Source organism: Candidatus Methylomirabilota bacterium (genome assembly GCA_036001065.1).
Classification (GTDB): Bacteria; Methylomirabilota; Methylomirabilia; order Rokubacteriales; family CSP1-6; genus MNEF01.
Genome location: DASYUQ010000184.1, coordinates 17,808 through 31,627, shown reverse-complemented (window position 1 = coordinate 31,627; position 13,820 = coordinate 17,808). Strand labels below are relative to the sequence as shown.

At 71.9% G+C, this 13,820-nt stretch carries 15 protein-coding genes; 9 read left to right on the top strand and 6 right to left on the bottom strand.

The genetic code is table 11. The features are described 5' to 3' along the window. Positions 1-221: 221 nt before the first annotated feature. From VGV13_18140 to murG, 4 genes are all read left to right on the top strand, one after another. On the top strand, positions 222-1,502 hold the full coding sequence (locus VGV13_18140) for a replication-associated recombination protein A (GenBank protein ID HEV8643012.1): 1,281 nt from the start codon (positions 222-224) through the stop codon (positions 1,500-1,502). Positions 1,503-1,521: 19 nt separating this feature from the next. Next, positions 1,522-1,956 carry a hypothetical protein gene (locus VGV13_18135; protein HEV8643011.1) on the top strand — a complete coding sequence of 145 codons (435 nt, stop codon included), beginning with the start codon at positions 1,522-1,524 and terminating at the stop codon, positions 1,954-1,956. A gap of 63 nt (positions 1,957-2,019) precedes the next feature. Next, on the top strand, positions 2,020-3,150 hold the full coding sequence (locus VGV13_18130; protein HEV8643010.1) for a D-alanine--D-alanine ligase family protein: 1,131 nt from the start codon (positions 2,020-2,022) through the stop codon (positions 3,148-3,150). Next, a complete protein-coding gene (murG, locus tag VGV13_18125; protein HEV8643009.1) occupies positions 3,147-4,247 on the top strand; it encodes an undecaprenyldiphospho-muramoylpentapeptide beta-N-acetylglucosaminyltransferase in 1,101 nt (366 codons plus the stop codon). Before VGV13_18130 ends, murG begins: the two co-directional genes overlap by 4 nt. 209 nt (positions 4,248-4,456) lie before the next feature. On the opposite strand, the gene VGV13_18120 is transcribed toward murG, so the two are convergent. Then, positions 4,457-5,191: an endonuclease III domain-containing protein gene (locus VGV13_18120; GenBank protein HEV8643008.1), complete on the bottom strand. Its 735-nt coding sequence runs from the start codon at positions 5,189-5,191 to the stop codon at positions 4,457-4,459. Here VGV13_18120 and VGV13_18115 point away from each other — a divergent pair. Beyond that, positions 5,178-6,146 (top strand): ABC transporter substrate-binding protein, encoded by a 969-nt coding sequence (locus tag VGV13_18115; GenBank protein ID HEV8643007.1) that lies wholly within the window; start codon positions 5,178-5,180, stop codon positions 6,144-6,146. The genes VGV13_18120 and VGV13_18115 overlap by 14 nt on opposite strands. On the opposite strand, the gene VGV13_18110 is transcribed toward VGV13_18115, so the two are convergent. From VGV13_18110 to speD, 4 genes are all read right to left on the bottom strand, one after another. Continuing rightward, a complete protein-coding gene (locus tag VGV13_18110; protein HEV8643006.1) occupies positions 6,115-6,726 on the bottom strand; it encodes a Maf family protein in 612 nt (203 codons plus the stop codon). The two genes, VGV13_18115 and VGV13_18110, sit on opposite strands and share 32 nt — an antisense overlap. Before the next feature lie 244 nt (positions 6,727-6,970). Further along, positions 6,971-7,237 carry a DUF4321 domain-containing protein gene (locus VGV13_18105; protein ID HEV8643005.1) on the bottom strand — a complete coding sequence of 89 codons (267 nt, stop codon included), beginning with the start codon at positions 7,235-7,237 and terminating at the stop codon, positions 6,971-6,973. Between the two features lie 10 nt (positions 7,238-7,247). Beyond that, the gene (gene speE / locus VGV13_18100) at positions 7,248-8,168 is read right to left on the bottom strand and encodes a polyamine aminopropyltransferase (GenBank protein HEV8643004.1); all 921 of its coding nucleotides are present in this window, start codon (positions 8,166-8,168) and stop codon (positions 7,248-7,250) included. Then, positions 8,165-8,551 (bottom strand): adenosylmethionine decarboxylase, encoded by a 387-nt coding sequence (gene speD, locus VGV13_18095; GenBank protein HEV8643003.1) that lies wholly within the window; start codon positions 8,549-8,551, stop codon positions 8,165-8,167. The genes speE and speD overlap by 4 nt, the downstream gene beginning before the upstream one ends. Positions 8,552-8,941: 390 nt before the next feature. Here speD and VGV13_18090 point away from each other — a divergent pair, with 390 nt between their 5' ends. Genes VGV13_18090 through VGV13_18075 form a run of 4 tightly spaced genes read left to right on the top strand, consistent with a single transcriptional unit; the run spans position 8,942 to position 12,280 of the window. Continuing rightward, the gene (locus tag VGV13_18090) at positions 8,942-9,421 is read left to right on the top strand and encodes an arginine decarboxylase, pyruvoyl-dependent (protein HEV8643002.1); all 480 of its coding nucleotides are present in this window, start codon (positions 8,942-8,944) and stop codon (positions 9,419-9,421) included. A 26-nt stretch (positions 9,422-9,447) separates the two neighbouring features. Next, positions 9,448-10,314 carry an agmatinase gene (speB, locus tag VGV13_18085; protein ID HEV8643001.1) on the top strand — a complete coding sequence of 289 codons (867 nt, stop codon included), beginning with the start codon at positions 9,448-9,450 and terminating at the stop codon, positions 10,312-10,314. A 2-nt stretch (positions 10,315-10,316) separates the two neighbouring features. Next, positions 10,317-11,075: a class I SAM-dependent methyltransferase gene (locus tag VGV13_18080; GenBank protein HEV8643000.1), complete on the top strand. Its 759-nt coding sequence runs from the start codon at positions 10,317-10,319 to the stop codon at positions 11,073-11,075. Between the two features lie 14 nt (positions 11,076-11,089). Further along, positions 11,090-12,280 carry a class I SAM-dependent rRNA methyltransferase gene (locus VGV13_18075; protein HEV8642999.1) on the top strand — a complete coding sequence of 397 codons (1,191 nt, stop codon included), beginning with the start codon at positions 11,090-11,092 and terminating at the stop codon, positions 12,278-12,280. Positions 12,281-12,777: 497 nt separating this feature from the next. Here the strand turns inward: VGV13_18075 and VGV13_18070 are convergent, their stop codons facing one another. Then, positions 12,778-13,815, bottom strand: a complete 1,038-nt coding sequence (locus VGV13_18070) for an MBL fold metallo-hydrolase (GenBank protein HEV8642998.1) — start codon at positions 13,813-13,815, stop codon at positions 12,778-12,780. Positions 13,816-13,820: the final 5 nt, after the last annotated feature.

The window sequence follows — 13,820 nt, the reverse complement described above, 5'->3', positions numbered from 1 at the left end:
ACCGTGTACGTCGTTCGTGGACAGATTTAGTATCAACAAGTTGGAACGGCACTAGTGCCGTTCCAACTATTCGCGCCTAGGAAGGCACCGTGTACGTCGTTCGTGGACAGATTTAGTATCAACAAGTTGGAACGGCACTAGCCGTGGGTCTCTTCGACCCTGGGGGCCCCGAACCCCGCTCGCCCGGGAGTCGGTCGCCCGCGGCACCGCTCGCCGATCGCATGCGCCCGCGCACGCTCGACGAGGTGGTGGGTCAGGAGCACCTGCTCGGCCCCGGGCACGTGCTGCGGACCGCGCTCGAGCGCGGGGAGCTGCACTCGATGATCCTCTGGGGGCCGCCGGGTTCCGGCAAGACCACGCTGGCGTCGCTGATGGCGCAGGTCACCGGCGCGCGCTTCATGGCCTTTTCCGCGGTCCTGTCGGGGGTGAAGGAGATCCGCCAGGTGGTCGCCGAGGCGGAGGCCGAACGCGCGCGGCGCGGCCGGCGCACGATTCTCTTCGTCGACGAGATCCACCGCTTCAATCGCGCGCAGCAGGACGCGTTCCTGCCCCACGTCGAGAAGGGCACGCTCGTGCTGGTGGGGGCCACCACCGAGAACCCGTCCTTCGAGATCAACGCGGCTCTGCTCTCGCGGTGCCGCGTCTACGTGCTGAACGCGCTCGGTGAAGACCACCTGCTCACGATCCTCAAGCGCGCGCTCGGCGACGCCGAGCGCGGGCTGGCCGGGGCCGCGCCCGACGTCGACGACGAGGCGTTGCGGCTGATCGCCCGGCTGGCCAACGGCGACGCCCGGGGAGCGCTCAACATCCTGGAGCTGGCGGTGACGCTGGCCTCTCGCGAGGGTGGACGGCCGCGGGTCACCGAGCGCGCCATTCAGGAGGCGGCGCAGAAGAAGACGCTCCTCTACGACAAGGCGGGCGAGGAGCACTTCAACCTTATCTCCGCGCTCCACAAATCGCTGCGGGACTCCGACCCCGACGCCGCCCTCTACTGGATGACCCGCATGCTGGAGTCCGGGGAGGAGCCGCTCTACCTCGCGCGGCGGCTGGTGCGCTTCGCCTCCGAGGACGTCGGCAACGCCGACCCCACAGCGCTGACGCTGGCGCTCGCCGCCAAGGACGCCTACGACTTCCTGGGCTCGCCCGAGGGGGAGCTCGCGCTGGCTCAGGCGACCCTGTACCTGGCGCTGGCGCCCAAGTCCAACGCCGTCTACACCGCCTTCGAGGCCGCCAAGGAAGACGTCACCGAGCGCCCCGCCGAGCCCGTGCCGCTGCACATCCGCAACGCGCCGACCGGGCTCATGAGGGATCTCGGTTATGGTCGCGACTATCAGTACGCCCACGATGCGCCGGATGCCCGGGTCGACCAGGAGCATCTTCCCCCCGCGCTGAGCGGGCGCGAATACTACCGGCCGAGCGGCCGCGGGCTGGAGGCGGAGCTGGCGCGCCGGCTCGCCGAGTGGCGACGCTGGCGCGCGCAGCGGCGAGGCCCGGGCGCGTAGCCCGGAAGGGGGCGGACCGGTGCGCGGCGTGACGTCCTGGCGGTGGCCGCAGTGGTTCGTCTTCGTGCTCGCGCTGCTGGCCCTGGCCTCGTACTTCGGCCTGATCTCGACGGGGCGCGTCGATCAGGAGCTGGATCGCCTGGCCGCTCGATCCGACCGCGAGCTCCTCACCAGGGATACGGGGCGCGGTGAGGCCCTGTTCATCGTCTTTGCCTTCCTGCTGCTCACCCCCGTGGCCGTCGGCCTGGTGGCCTGTGTCCCCATGTTCGCGTCGGCCACGGCGGGCGCCTTCCTCCAGAGGCTGATCCGGCTCCCGGAGGTGGTCGGCACGCTGCTGTTCTGGATCGGCTTCGCCGTTCTGGCCTACTTCACGGTGGACGCGTGGCTGCCGTGGATGCAGCAGGTGGCCGGCCTGATCGCCCGCGCGTTCTTCATCGCGCTCCAGACGAGCTGATCGCCGCGGATCCTCGCGGGCCGGATCCGCCTTTCTCCGCCGGCGTCCTGCTAGAATCGCTGCATGTCTGCGTTGCGCGTCGGCGTGGTCTTCGGCGGCCGCTCGGGCGAGCACGAAGTGTCGCTGGCCTCGGCGGCATCCGTCATCGCGGCGGTCGAGCGCGGCGGCCACACCGTCGTGCCCATCGGGATCACGCGCGACGGGCGCTGGGTCGTCGGCGGCGACCCGCTGCGGACGCTGGCCGCGGAAGCGCGCATCGCGCTGCCCGCCGGCGACGCCACCGGCAACGTCAAGAAGGCCCTGGCCGATCGCGCCGAGGCGCGCGTGGGCACGAGCGAGACGGCGCTGGCGCGCGTGGAGCCGGCCGGTGGGTTGCCGGCCGAGCTGCGTCAGGCGCTCGACGTGGTGATCATCATGCTCCACGGCCCCTACGGCGAGGACGGCACGATCCAGGGACTCTTCGAGCTGGCCGACCTGCCGTACGCCGGCGCCGGCGTGCTGGCCTCGGCGGTCGGCATGGACAAGGCGACGATGAAGGCCGTCTTTCGCGCCCACGGTCTCCCCGTCGTCGAATACCTGGTCGCGCTCCGCCGCCAATGGCGCGAGGACCCGGCCGGCGTCGCCCGCCGGGTCGCCGAGACCATCGGCTTTCCCTGTTTCGTCAAGCCGTCCAACCTCGGCTCCAGCGTGGGCATCACGAAGGTCACTGATGCCGCCGCGCTCGCGCCGGCGCTGGACGAGGCGGCGCGCCACGACCGGAAGATCCTGGTCGAGCGCGCCGTGCACGGGCGCGAGATCGAGGTCAGCGTGCTGGGCAACGAGGCCCCGGTCGCGTCGCTGCCCGGCGAGGTCCGTTACGACGGCGAGTGGTACGACTACGCCACCAAGTACGCCGAGGGTCAGGCGCGGCTCATCGTCCCCGCCCCCGTCTCGACGGAGCTGACCCGGCGCATTCAGGAGCTGGCCATCGCGGCCTTCCGGGCGATCGACTGCGCCGGCATGGCCCGGGTCGACTTCTTCCTGGAGGGCGACCGCGTCCTCGTCAACGAGATCAACACGATCCCCGGATTCACCGCGACCAGCGCATACGCGCGGATGTGGGAGGCTTCGGGACTCGATTACGTCAGCCTGATCAACCGCCTGATCGAGCTCGCGCTCGAACGCCACCGGGACAAGGGCGGGCATTCCCCTTGATCGTCATCGCCGGGGGCGGCACCGGCGGCCACACGAGCCCGGGCCTCGCCGTGGCCGCGCTGCTCAGGGAACGGGCCGTCGCGTGCGCGTGGATCGGCAGCCGCGGGGGCGTCGAGGCCCGGCTGGTACCGGAGCGCGGCCTTGTCTACTACGCCATCCCCACCGGCAAGCTCCGGCGCTACTGGGCGTGGCAGAACGTCATCGACCTCGGGCTCAACGTGCCGGCCGGAGTCGGCGCCGCCTGGCGCCTGCTCAGGCGCCTCCAACCGCGGGTGGTCTTCGCCACGGGGGGTTTCGCCTCCCTGCCCGTCGTGCTGGCCGCGTCGCTCCGCCGGGTGCCGATCGTCGTGCACGAGCAGACGGCGGTGCCGGGGCTGGCGAACCGGATCGCCGCCCGCTTCGCGCGCCGCATCGCCGTGACGTTCCCCGGCCTCACGGGCGGCTTTCCCGCCTCCAAGGTCGTCCACACCGGCAATCCGCTCCGGCCGGAGCTGCGCGGAGGCTCGCGCGCCGACGCGATCGCGAGATTCGGGCTCGATCCCGCGCTGCCACTGGTGTACGTCACCGGGGGCGCCCAGGGTGCCCAGCGCATCAACCGGACCGTCGGGCAGGTCCTCGCTTCCCTGCTGCAGCGGGCGCAGGTGATCCATCAGTGCGGGGACAACCCGACGACCGGCGACCGGCAGTGGCTCGAAGAGCGACGCGCCGCCTCGCCGGCGACGCTGGCGCGCCGGTACACGGTGATCCCCTACGTGCGGACGGAGCTCGCCGGGATCTACGCCGCGACATCGCTTCTGATCGGACGCGCCGGGGCCGGCACGGTCAACGAGTGCTGCCAGCTCGGCGTACCGGCGCTCTATATCCCCCTGCCCGGCGCCAGCGGCGACGAGCAGATGGCGAACGCGCGCCACGTCGAGCGCGCCGGCGGGTGCGCGGTGCTACCGCAGGCGTCGCTCACCCCGGGGCGGCTGCTCGAGCACGTGGGAGCCCTGCTCGCCGACCCGGCGGCGCTCAAGGAGATGGGCGAGCACGCCCGTACCGTCGGCGTCCCCGACGCCGCCGAGAGGATCGTGAGACTGCTGCTGGAAGCGCCTTGACCCCGGCGCCGCGCTGCGAGCCCCGCCCGCAGACGTCCGATCTCGGTGGTTTCCGCCGGTGCTGTGGCGGCGCTCGGGCCGGGGTGGGGGCGCCCCTGTGAGACCCGTGTTTCAGGGCGACGTGGCAGATGGTGGGGAATGGAACGCACGAAACGCACTGTTGCCAGCGTGGTCGAACAGGGGCGCCCCCCACCCCGGCCCGAGCGCGGCTACGCTGCTGGCGGCCGGCGGCGGAGGTCGAATTTCAGCGGGCAGCTGTCGCAGCGCGGTACCGCGCGGCAATACTGCTTGCCGACCGCGACGAGCAGCGCGTGAAACTCGTTGAAGAGGGCCGGGTCGGACGGCAGGTGCGCTTCCAGGAACGCCCGCCCCTGCTCGTAGCCCGCGCGTCCGGACAGCAGCCGGTGGCGCGCGAGCACGCGGCGCGCGTAAGCGTCGGCCACGAACACGGGCCGGCCCGCCGCATAGAGAAGGATCGCGTCGGCCGTCTCGGGCCCGAGCCCCGGCACCGCCAGGACATCCCGCCGCAGTGGAACCAGGGGCACCCGCCGCAGCCGGTCCCAGCGCCCGCCGAACCGTCCGAGCAACCAGCAGGTGAACGCTCGCAGGCGCCGCGCCTTCAGCCGGTAGGTGCCGGCGGAGCGGATGAGCCGCGCCAGCGCCGGCTCGGAGATGGCTGCGACGCGGTCCGGCCGCAGGAGCCTCCGAGCGCGCAGTGCGGCCACCGCCCGCGCCGCGTTGGTCCAGGCGGTGTGCTGCGTGAGTACGGCGCCAACGGCGACCTCGTACGGCGTGCGTCCCGGCCACCAGTGCTGGGGACCGAAGCGCCCGAGGAGCGCCCGGTAGAGGCGCAGGAGCCGCGCCTTCACGGGATCGGCCGGCGGACCGGGAATCCTCCGATGCCTCAGCCGCACGCGAGGCGCTGACGTCGTGCTGGGGCTCATTCTCCTGCTCCAGACGCTGACCGTCGCCGTGAGCGGTCCCCCCACGTCACCCGAATACCTCCCCCTGCGGGTGGCGAACGCCGAGGGCTACTTCGCCCGTGAGGGTCTGGCGGTCACGCTGAGGACCACGCGCGCCGAGGTCGGGGCGGCGGAAGCCCTGACCCAGGGTCAGGCGGACCTCGCCGCGACGTCGCTGGAGGCGCTGCTGCGCTTCGGTCCCCGGATGGAGCACCAGCGGCCGCGCTTGATCTTCGGCCTCACCGCCGCCCCACCGGTCGCCCTGCTCGCGGGCACGACTCTGGGGGGCACCGTGCGGACCATCGGCGACCTGGTCGGCCTGCGGGTCGGCGTCGCCGCACCGGGCGCGCCCGAGCACGCGTGGTTCAGCGCGCTGCTGGGCCGCGCCGGCCTCCGGGTGACGCAGGTGGATCTCGTGAGCCTGGGCGTCCGCGGACTGGTGAGCGCGGTCGAGAGCGGCGACGTCCAGGCCGGTCTCGTCCAGGAGCCGTTCGCGACCCGGCTCATCGGTGAGGGTCGCGCCACCGTGCTCGCCGATCTGCGCGGCCCCGACGCCGTCCGCCGCGCTCTCGGCGTCAGCACGGTGAACGTCGCCGTGTTCGTTCGCGCCGACCGGCAGCCGCGCGACCGTGACTTGACCGCCTTCGCGCGGGCAGTGCTCGCTGCCGAGCAGCTGCTGGCCACGGCCAGCCCGGACACGCTCGCGGCCCGGCTGCCCCGAAACGTGGTTGGCGCTCCGGACGAGTTCGAGCGCCGCCTGGAGACGACCCGGGGGGGCTACCTGCCGGACGGCTCGGTGTCGGCCGATCAGCTCCGGGAGAGCATCGCCCTCATCCGCGCCCACACGCCGCTGCCGGCCACGCTCCACCTTCCCCGCGCGGAGGACATGCTTCACACCGGACCCCTCAGGCGCGCGAGGGAGTCGGCCCGGGACTGAAGGCCATGCCGAACTCGGCCAGCAGCCGGCGCGTGGCCTCGAGCGGCAGCCCGACGATGTTGCTGTAGGAGCCCACCCAGCCCGCCACCAGATGGGCGCCCACCTCCTGGATGGCGTAGCCCCCCGCCTTGTCGAAGGGCTCGCCGCTGGCCACGTAGGCTTCGATGACGTCGTCGGGGTAGGAACGCATCAACACCTCGCTCACCACTGCCGTGGAGGCGGCCCGGCGCGTCCGCGCGTCCACGACGGCGACGCCGGTGATCACCTGGTGGGCTCGGCCCCGGAGGCGGCGGAGCATGGCGCGGGCCTGCTCGGCGCCGGCCGGCTTGCCGAGGGCCTCCCCATCGATGACGACCACGGTGTCCGCCCCCAGCACGATCCCCTCGGCCAGGCCGGCGGCGACGGCGCGCGCCTTCCTGAGAGCGAGCGCGGCGACGGCGCCGGGCCCCCCCTCGCCTTCGAGCGCCTCCTCGATCTCGCTCGGGACGACCCGGAAGTCGGGATGGAGCCGCCGCAGCAGCTCGCGCCGCCGCGGCGACGCCGACGCCAGCACCACCGTCGGGATCCTCGGGATGGTCATCCCCGCCCTCCGCGCCGCCTCCGGGACGGATGTCCACCGCTGCGGGGACGGTCGGTCCGTCGAGCCCCGTTCCCTCCACGGAGCAGCCGGGCCGCGCCGATGTGGGAGCAGCAGGGCCCTGCGAGACCCGGTCCCTCCACGCTGACAGCTCCCGCGCTTGAGATGGTCTCATCGATCACCGAATCCCGCCGCCGGGCTCGTGGTCGAGCAGGGCCCTGGTGCTCCCACATCGGCGCGGCCCGGGCTAGAGCCGGCGAAGAGCGAGCGCGGAGATGACGATCCCGAGGACCCCGACCAGGTTCACCTTGAAGGCGAACCCCAGGGTGAGCGAGACCAGGTGCAGATCGAGCGTGGAGGGCGGTGTGAGGCCGATCGTCGGCCCCTTCGTCAGGAGGTCCTGCAGCCACCCGGAGGGAAGCAGGTAGCCGAGCAGCTCGCCCAGGAGGGAGCCAACGACGAGGCCGGCGACGACCACCAGGAGGACGAGCCCGAGGCCTCGCGGCGCGCCCACGCGCCCCCGGTCAGGCGACGATCAACGGACGCGCGTCGGTCACGACGCGAGTCTCCGCGTCGATCGCCTTCCGGATGTGCCGGGGCAGCGCGAACGCGTGCTGGTGGGTGAGCCCGTCCCAGTAGTCCAGGCTGCCCTTCACGCGCTCGTTGATGAGCCGATCGATGGTGGCCGCATCCTGCCGCCGCGGGTCGGTCTTCTTCGAGGCGAGCATGAAGCCCCAGGGCGTGCCGAAGCAGGAGATGAAACTCTGGTAGCCCGCGACGACGGGGAAGACCTCCCGCAGCGTCCGGTGAATGGCGGTGAAGAACGCCAGATCGGCCACCTTGGTCATGCCGGCCTGCATGGTGAAGGTCCCGGTCGGCGTCAGGCGGTCGTGGACGATCTTGTAAAACTCTTTGCTGTAGAGCAGGCAGGCGGGACCCTCCTCGAGCGGCTCGACCAGGTCGCTGATGATCAGGTCGAACCGGTCGCTGGTCCTCTCCAGGTACCCCCGGGCATCCTCGTGCCGCACCACGGTCCGCGGGTCGTCGAACGCGCCGCGGTGCATCTCCGGCAGGTGGCGGCGGCACAGCTCGACCACCTCGGCGTCGATGTCGACCATGACCGCGCGTCTGATGGAGGGGTATTTCAGCATTTCCCGCAGCGTGGCGCCCTCCCCGCCGCCGATCACCAGGGCGGTCTCGGGGGGCCCCCCGACGGCCAGCAGGCCGGGGTGGACCAGGGCCTCGTGGTAGATGAACTCATCCGCCTGGCTGGACTGCATCCGCCCGTCGAGGACCAGGGTCTTGCCGTACGAGGCCGTTTCTAGAATTTCCACGAACTGGAACTTGGTCTGGGCCTGCACCACCGTGCGCACGATGGCGTGCATGTGGCCCTCGACGGGCGTGGTGGTCTCGAAAAACCACTTGTAGGACTGCGGGGTAATCAACTGACGGCGACGGCGCCCTTGTTGACGATGGGGACCGTGGCGTTGAGGAACATGCCCCGCTGCATCTCCACCACCGACGTGCGTTCGGCGCCGAACTGCTCGACGAGGTAGTTGGCGGCGATCTCCGGCTGAAGGGTGTCGCCGCAGGAGAAGATGTCTACGGCCGCGTACCGGTATTCCGGCCAGGTGTGGATCGAAAGGTGGGATTCGGCGATAACGACGACGCCGCTGATCCCGAAGGGGTTGAACTCATGGAAGACGACATCAACGATCGTGGCCTGTGCCCGCTTCGCCGCTTCGATGAGGGCGCCCTTGACGGCTTCGAGGTTGTTGATGGCGTCCGAGTCGCAATCGAACAACTCGATAAGCAGGTGTCGTCCCAACGCGTTCAATCCAGCGGCCCTCCTTTCTCCAGTCCGTTCATCTACCGCACGTCTCCTGCGACGGACTCTCGAACCGTCGCTATTTCGCGGCGAAAAATCTCATTGCCGCTAGAATTTGATTCACTGTAGGGTCCGGTTTTGGCGATTGCAAGAAAAAAACGCTGTCGGCGGGGGTCCGACGACCGGTTTTGGGCGCTCGCCGACGGTCGTCGAGCGCCTCCGAAGGGCTCCGAGCGCCTCACCGAGCGCCCGCCGGAGCCGCTCGAGCCGCCTCCGGGACAACTTTTCTCTTGCATTCGCTCACCACGCCCGTAGAGTGACGATGACGCGCGGCGCGGGCGCGCAGACGCGGAGGTAGCGCGACACAAACTCCACAGGAGGAGCGAGCGGATGAGGAAGACGGTCGTGATGGCGGCGGCGACCGCGGGACACGCTGAAGGCGGCACCCCCCTCAACGCCTTCGACAACGCGCTTCTCGCGGCCGGCATCGGCAACATCAACCTCGTCAAGATCTCCAGCATCCTTCCCCCCGACGTCCCGGTGATCGACCTGCCCAAGATCAAGCCGGGCGCCCTCGTCCCCACGGCCTACGCCGCCGTGACGAGCGAGGTGCCGGGCGAGACGATCGCGGCGGCGGTCGGCTACGCCGTGCCCGACGATGCCGCCAAGAACGGCGTGATCATGGAGTTCCACGGGCAGACGACCCGCGAAGAGGCCGAGCGGGCCATCCGCGCCATGCTGGACGAGGCGTTCCGGGTCCGGGGTGAGCCGATCCGGGAGATGAAGGTCCTCGCCGTCGAGCACACGGTGGAGCGCGCCGGCTGCGCGCTCGCCGCTATCACCTTGCTCGCCGAAGAGGACCTGGTCTAGCGCGCCTCGCGGCGGTTGCGGCAACCATGCGGCCCGTTTCGCCGCGCTTCATCGCCTGCCACCGGCCTCTCTCCGAGGCCCGGATCGTCCTCTACGGCATCCCCTTCGAGGGGCGCGTGAACCTGCGCAAGGGCGCCGACGGCGGGCCCCGCGACCTCCGCCTGGCCTCGGACTCCATCGAGACCTACTCCCCCGTCCTCCGCCGCGACATGGAGGACCTCGCGCTGGCGGACGTCGGCGACTGCGAGCTGCCCGGGAGCGCGTCCCCGCGGGAGCAGCTCGACGCGGCGCGCGCCGAGATCGCCGCCTGGTGGCGGCCGGGGCTTCGCCCCTTCATGCTGGGTGGCGACCACACGGCGACCGTTCCGGTGATCGAGGCCCTCGCTCCGGCCTTTCCCGACCTCCGCGTGCTCCAGTTCGACGCCCATCCCGATACCCGCGACGAGTTCCTCGGCGAGCGCTACAACTACGCCTCCGCCATGGCGCGGGTGATGGAGGCGGTGCCCCCGGAGCACGTGTACCAGGTCGGGATGCGGACGGGTTGCCGCGAGGAGCTCGAGAAGCCGCGCCCCCACTTCTACCCGGCGCACGAGGCCCACCCGGTGGACGTGGTGCGGCGGCTGCTGCCGGAGCTGCACGGCCACCCGCTCTACGTCACGATCGACGTGGACGTGCTCGACCCCTCCGAGGCGCCGGGCACCGGCTCGCCCGAGCCCTGCGGCCTCCGGGTCGCCGAGCTGATCGACATCGTCCGCCTGCTCGGCGCCTGCCCCGTCATCGGCGGGGACCTGGTGGAGGTGGCGCACGCGTGGGATCCCACCGGACGGACGGGGATCGCCGCCTCTTGGGTGATCCGCGAGGCCCTGCTCACCTGGTGGGCTGACGCCCGCTGACGATGTACGGCGCGCCCCGGCTCTACGAGATCGCCTTCGACCTGAACCGCAAGGCCGAGGTCGATTTCCTCGTCCACTGCTTCAGGCGGTATGCCCGCCGTCCGGTGCGCCGGGTGCTCGACATCGCCTGTGGCACCGGCCCCCACCTGATCCGCCTGGCCGAGCACGGGTACCGCATGGTCGGCCTGGATCTCTCGCCCAAGAACATCGAGTTCCTGCGCGAGCGCGTCCAGGCCCGGGGCCACCCGACCGAGCTGATCGCCGGCGACATGACCGATTTCCGTCTGGCCCGCCCGGTGGACGCCGCTATCTGCATGCAGGACTCGCAGGGCCATCTGCTGACGAACGAGCAGCTCATCGCCCACCTGCGGTGCGCGGCGCGGGCCCTCAAGCGGGGCGGCGTCTACGTTTTCGACCGTTATATGGCGTCGTCGTGGACCAACCCCGCCCGGAGCTGGTCGTGGTCGCGGCGCCGGGGTCGGCTCATCGTGCGGGCCGCCTTTTCGGCCCTCCACGACGTCGATCCGGTGACACAGATCTTCCGCGAGCGCATGACGCTGGAGGGGGTCGAGAACGGCACCCGGCGGGTGTACCGGCAGACGCATCTGTCCCGCATGGTCTTCCCGCAGGAGCTACGGGCGGTGGTCGCGCTGGCCGGCGGCTTCGAATTCGTCCAGTGGTTCTTCGGCTTCAAGCGACACCAGATTCTCGAGCGCTCGAAGCACCCCCTCCTGATGGTCGTCGTCCTCCGGAAGAAGTAGCCCCCGGCCGGGCGGTGCGAACGCCCATCCTCCGGCTCAAGCGGGGGCGCGAGGCGCGCGCCCGCGCGCACCCGTGGATCTTCAAGGGCGACGTCGCCGACGTCAGCGGCGTCGCGCCCGGCGCCGCCGTCACCGTGGTGGACGCCGGGGGCCGCTTCGTCGGCCGCGGGCTCTACAACCCCCGCCCGGCGCTTTGCTGCCGCCTGCTGACCTGGCGGGACGAGCCCCTCGACGCGGCCTTCTTCCGCCGGCAGATCGCGACGGCGCTCGGTCTCCCCGGCCGCGGCCGCGCGCTCTCCGCGGCGGGGAGGCTCGTCTGGAGCGAGGCCGACGGACTGGCGGGCTTCGTCGCCGACCGGTACGGCCCCGCCCTCGTCATTCAATGCCTGACGCTGGGGATGGCCACGCGCCGGCCCGAGCTGGTGGCGGCGCTTCGCGCCGGGACCGGCGACCTACCTGTCTTCTCCGCCGACGAGCCCGCGCCGGCGCGCCTGGAGGGTTTCGAGCCCGCGCGCGGCTGGTTCGATCGAGTCGGGCCAGCACGCATCGTGATCGAGGAGGCGACGGTCCGGCTGGGGGTCATCTTCGGCGAGGGCCACAAGACCGGCCTCTACCTCGATCAGCAGGACAACCATATCCGCCTCGGCGCCCTCGCCCGCGGCCGCGACGTGCTCGACGCCTTCTGCTACACCGCGGCCTTCGCCTGCCACGCCCTCGTGGGCGGCGCACGGCGCGCCCTCTGCATCGAGTCCTCGCCGGAGGCGATCGCCGCCGCCCGCGACAACTTTGCGCTCAACGGCGTCGCCGAGCGCGCGGAGATCGTCGCCGCCAACGCCTTCGACGAGCTCCGCCGGCTGGAGCGGGCGGGCGCCCGCTTCGGCGTCGTCGTGCTCGACCCGCCGCCCTTCGCGCGGGGTCGCCAGGCGCTGGAGGCCGCCGCCCGCGGCTACAAAGAGATCAACCTGCGCGCCATGCGGCTGCTGGAGCCGGGGGGCCTCCTGGCGACCTTCTGCTGCTCCCATCACATCTCGGCGGCGCTCTTCGAGGAGATCTGCCGGGACGCGGCCTCGGACGCCGGGGTGATGGCGCGCGTCGTGGATGCGCTGACCCAGGGCGCCGACCACCCCGTACTCCTGACCGTCCCCGAGACCCGCTACCTCCATGGCCTGCTGCTGGAAGCGGTGTCGCCGGGCACGGGCGGGTAGAGGGCGTGCGAGACCCGTTCCCGCCGCGTGTCAGCGGCGCCGCGTGTGAGGTGGCCTCACCGACACGGGACCGACGCCGCCGGGCTCGTGGTCGAGCAGCGGCTCCGGCCGGCGCCCGGCTGCCCACGCCGCGTCTGCCTCCCTGAAGAAGCTCCATCTGGAAGCGGCGCAGCCGGGCACGGGCGGGTAGGGCGTGCGCGACCCGTTCCCGCCGCGTGTCAGCGGCGCCGCGCGTGAGGTGGCCTCACCGACACGGGACCGACGCCGCCGGGCTCGGGGTCGAGCAGCGGCTCCGGCCGGCGCCCGGCTGCCCACGCCGCGTCTGCCTCCCTGAAGAAGCTCCATCTGGAAGCGGCGCAGCCGGGCGCGGGTGGGCAGGGCGTGCGCGACCCGTTCCCGCCGCGTGTCAGCGGCGCCGCGCGTGAGGTGGCCTCACCGACACGGGACCGACGCCGCCGGGCTCGTGGTCGAGCAGGCCCTACCCGCTCGCGCCCGGCTCACCACTTCCGAGTCTCCCCGTGCTTGAGGACCCAGACCCGGTCGGATCCGAGGCCGCGGCGACGCGCTTCGCCCTCCAGGCGCCGGGGCGGCTCGTCCAGCGGTTCGTCGGCCAGATCGAACGTCCCCCAGTGAATCGGGATCAGCTGGCGCGCGCGGACGTCCTCGAAGACCTGGACGGCCTCCTCGGGCGTCGTGTGACCGGACTTCATGATGGTCGCGGGGAGGTAGGCGCCGATCGGGACCGCCGCCAGGTCGAACGGGCCCAGGCGGGTGCCGATCTCCTTGAAGATGTCGTAATACGCGGTGTCGCCGGCGAAGAAGAACCGCTTGCCCCGACCCTGCACCGCCCAGCCGCTCCACAGGCGTCGGTTCCGGTCCCAGAGCGTGCGCCCCGAGAAGTGCTGCGCCGGCAGGCACGTCAGCGTGAGCCCCCGCTCCCGGCGACTCTGCCACCAGTCCAGCTCCTCGACATCGGTGACACCGCGCTCCGCGAACCAGGCCTTGAGGCCGAGCGGCACGACGAAGCGCGGCCGGTGGACGGCCGCCAGCCGCGTGACGGTCGCCAGGTCGAGGTGGTCGTAGTGGTCGTGGGAGATCAGCACGAGGTGGATCGGGGGCAGGTCCTCGAAGCGGAGTCCGGGCGGCGTGACGCGCCGGGAGCCCCCGAAGCGGACCGGGCTGGCCCGCTTCGACCACTGGGGATCGGTCAGGAGATTCACGCCCTCGAGCTGCACGAGCAGCGTGGCGTGGCCCACCCAGGTCACGAGCGCCTGGTTGCGGTTGTCGCGGAGCGCAGCGCCGTCGTTGGGCACGCGGGGCAGGTTCGCCGTCTGCGGGCTGAAGGTGGAGGACCAGATGCGGGCCAGGAAGAACCGGGTCCGGATCCAGCCCCGCGCGGGCGCATAGGCCGGGCTGGTGTTGGCGAAGCCCCGCTCGCGGTGGTGCGGCGGCGCGCCCGGCACCGGCCCGCCCACGTCGGCGCATCCACCGCAGACGACGACGGCCAGAACGAGGCCGAGGGCGAGTCGGCGCACGATGG

Coding starts and splice junctions, on each gene's coding strand:
- VGV13_18130 (HEV8643010.1), top strand. CDS start 2,020: ATGTCTGCGTTGCGCGTCGGCGTGGTCTTCGGCGGCCGCTCGGGCGAG.
- VGV13_18140 (HEV8643012.1), top strand. CDS start 222: ATGCGCCCGCGCACGCTCGACGAGGTGGTGGGTCAGGAGCACCTGCTC.
- VGV13_18120 (HEV8643008.1), bottom strand. CDS start 5,191: ATGAGCCCCAGCACGACGTCAGCGCCTCGCGTGCGGCTGAGGCATCGG.
- speB (HEV8643001.1), top strand. CDS start 9,448: ATGCGGCCCGTTTCGCCGCGCTTCATCGCCTGCCACCGGCCTCTCTCC.
- VGV13_18090 (HEV8643002.1), top strand. CDS start 8,942: ATGAGGAAGACGGTCGTGATGGCGGCGGCGACCGCGGGACACGCTGAA.
- VGV13_18080 (HEV8643000.1), top strand. CDS start 10,317: ATGTACGGCGCGCCCCGGCTCTACGAGATCGCCTTCGACCTGAACCGC.
- VGV13_18110 (HEV8643006.1), bottom strand. CDS start 6,726: ATGACCATCCCGAGGATCCCGACGGTGGTGCTGGCGTCGGCGTCGCCG.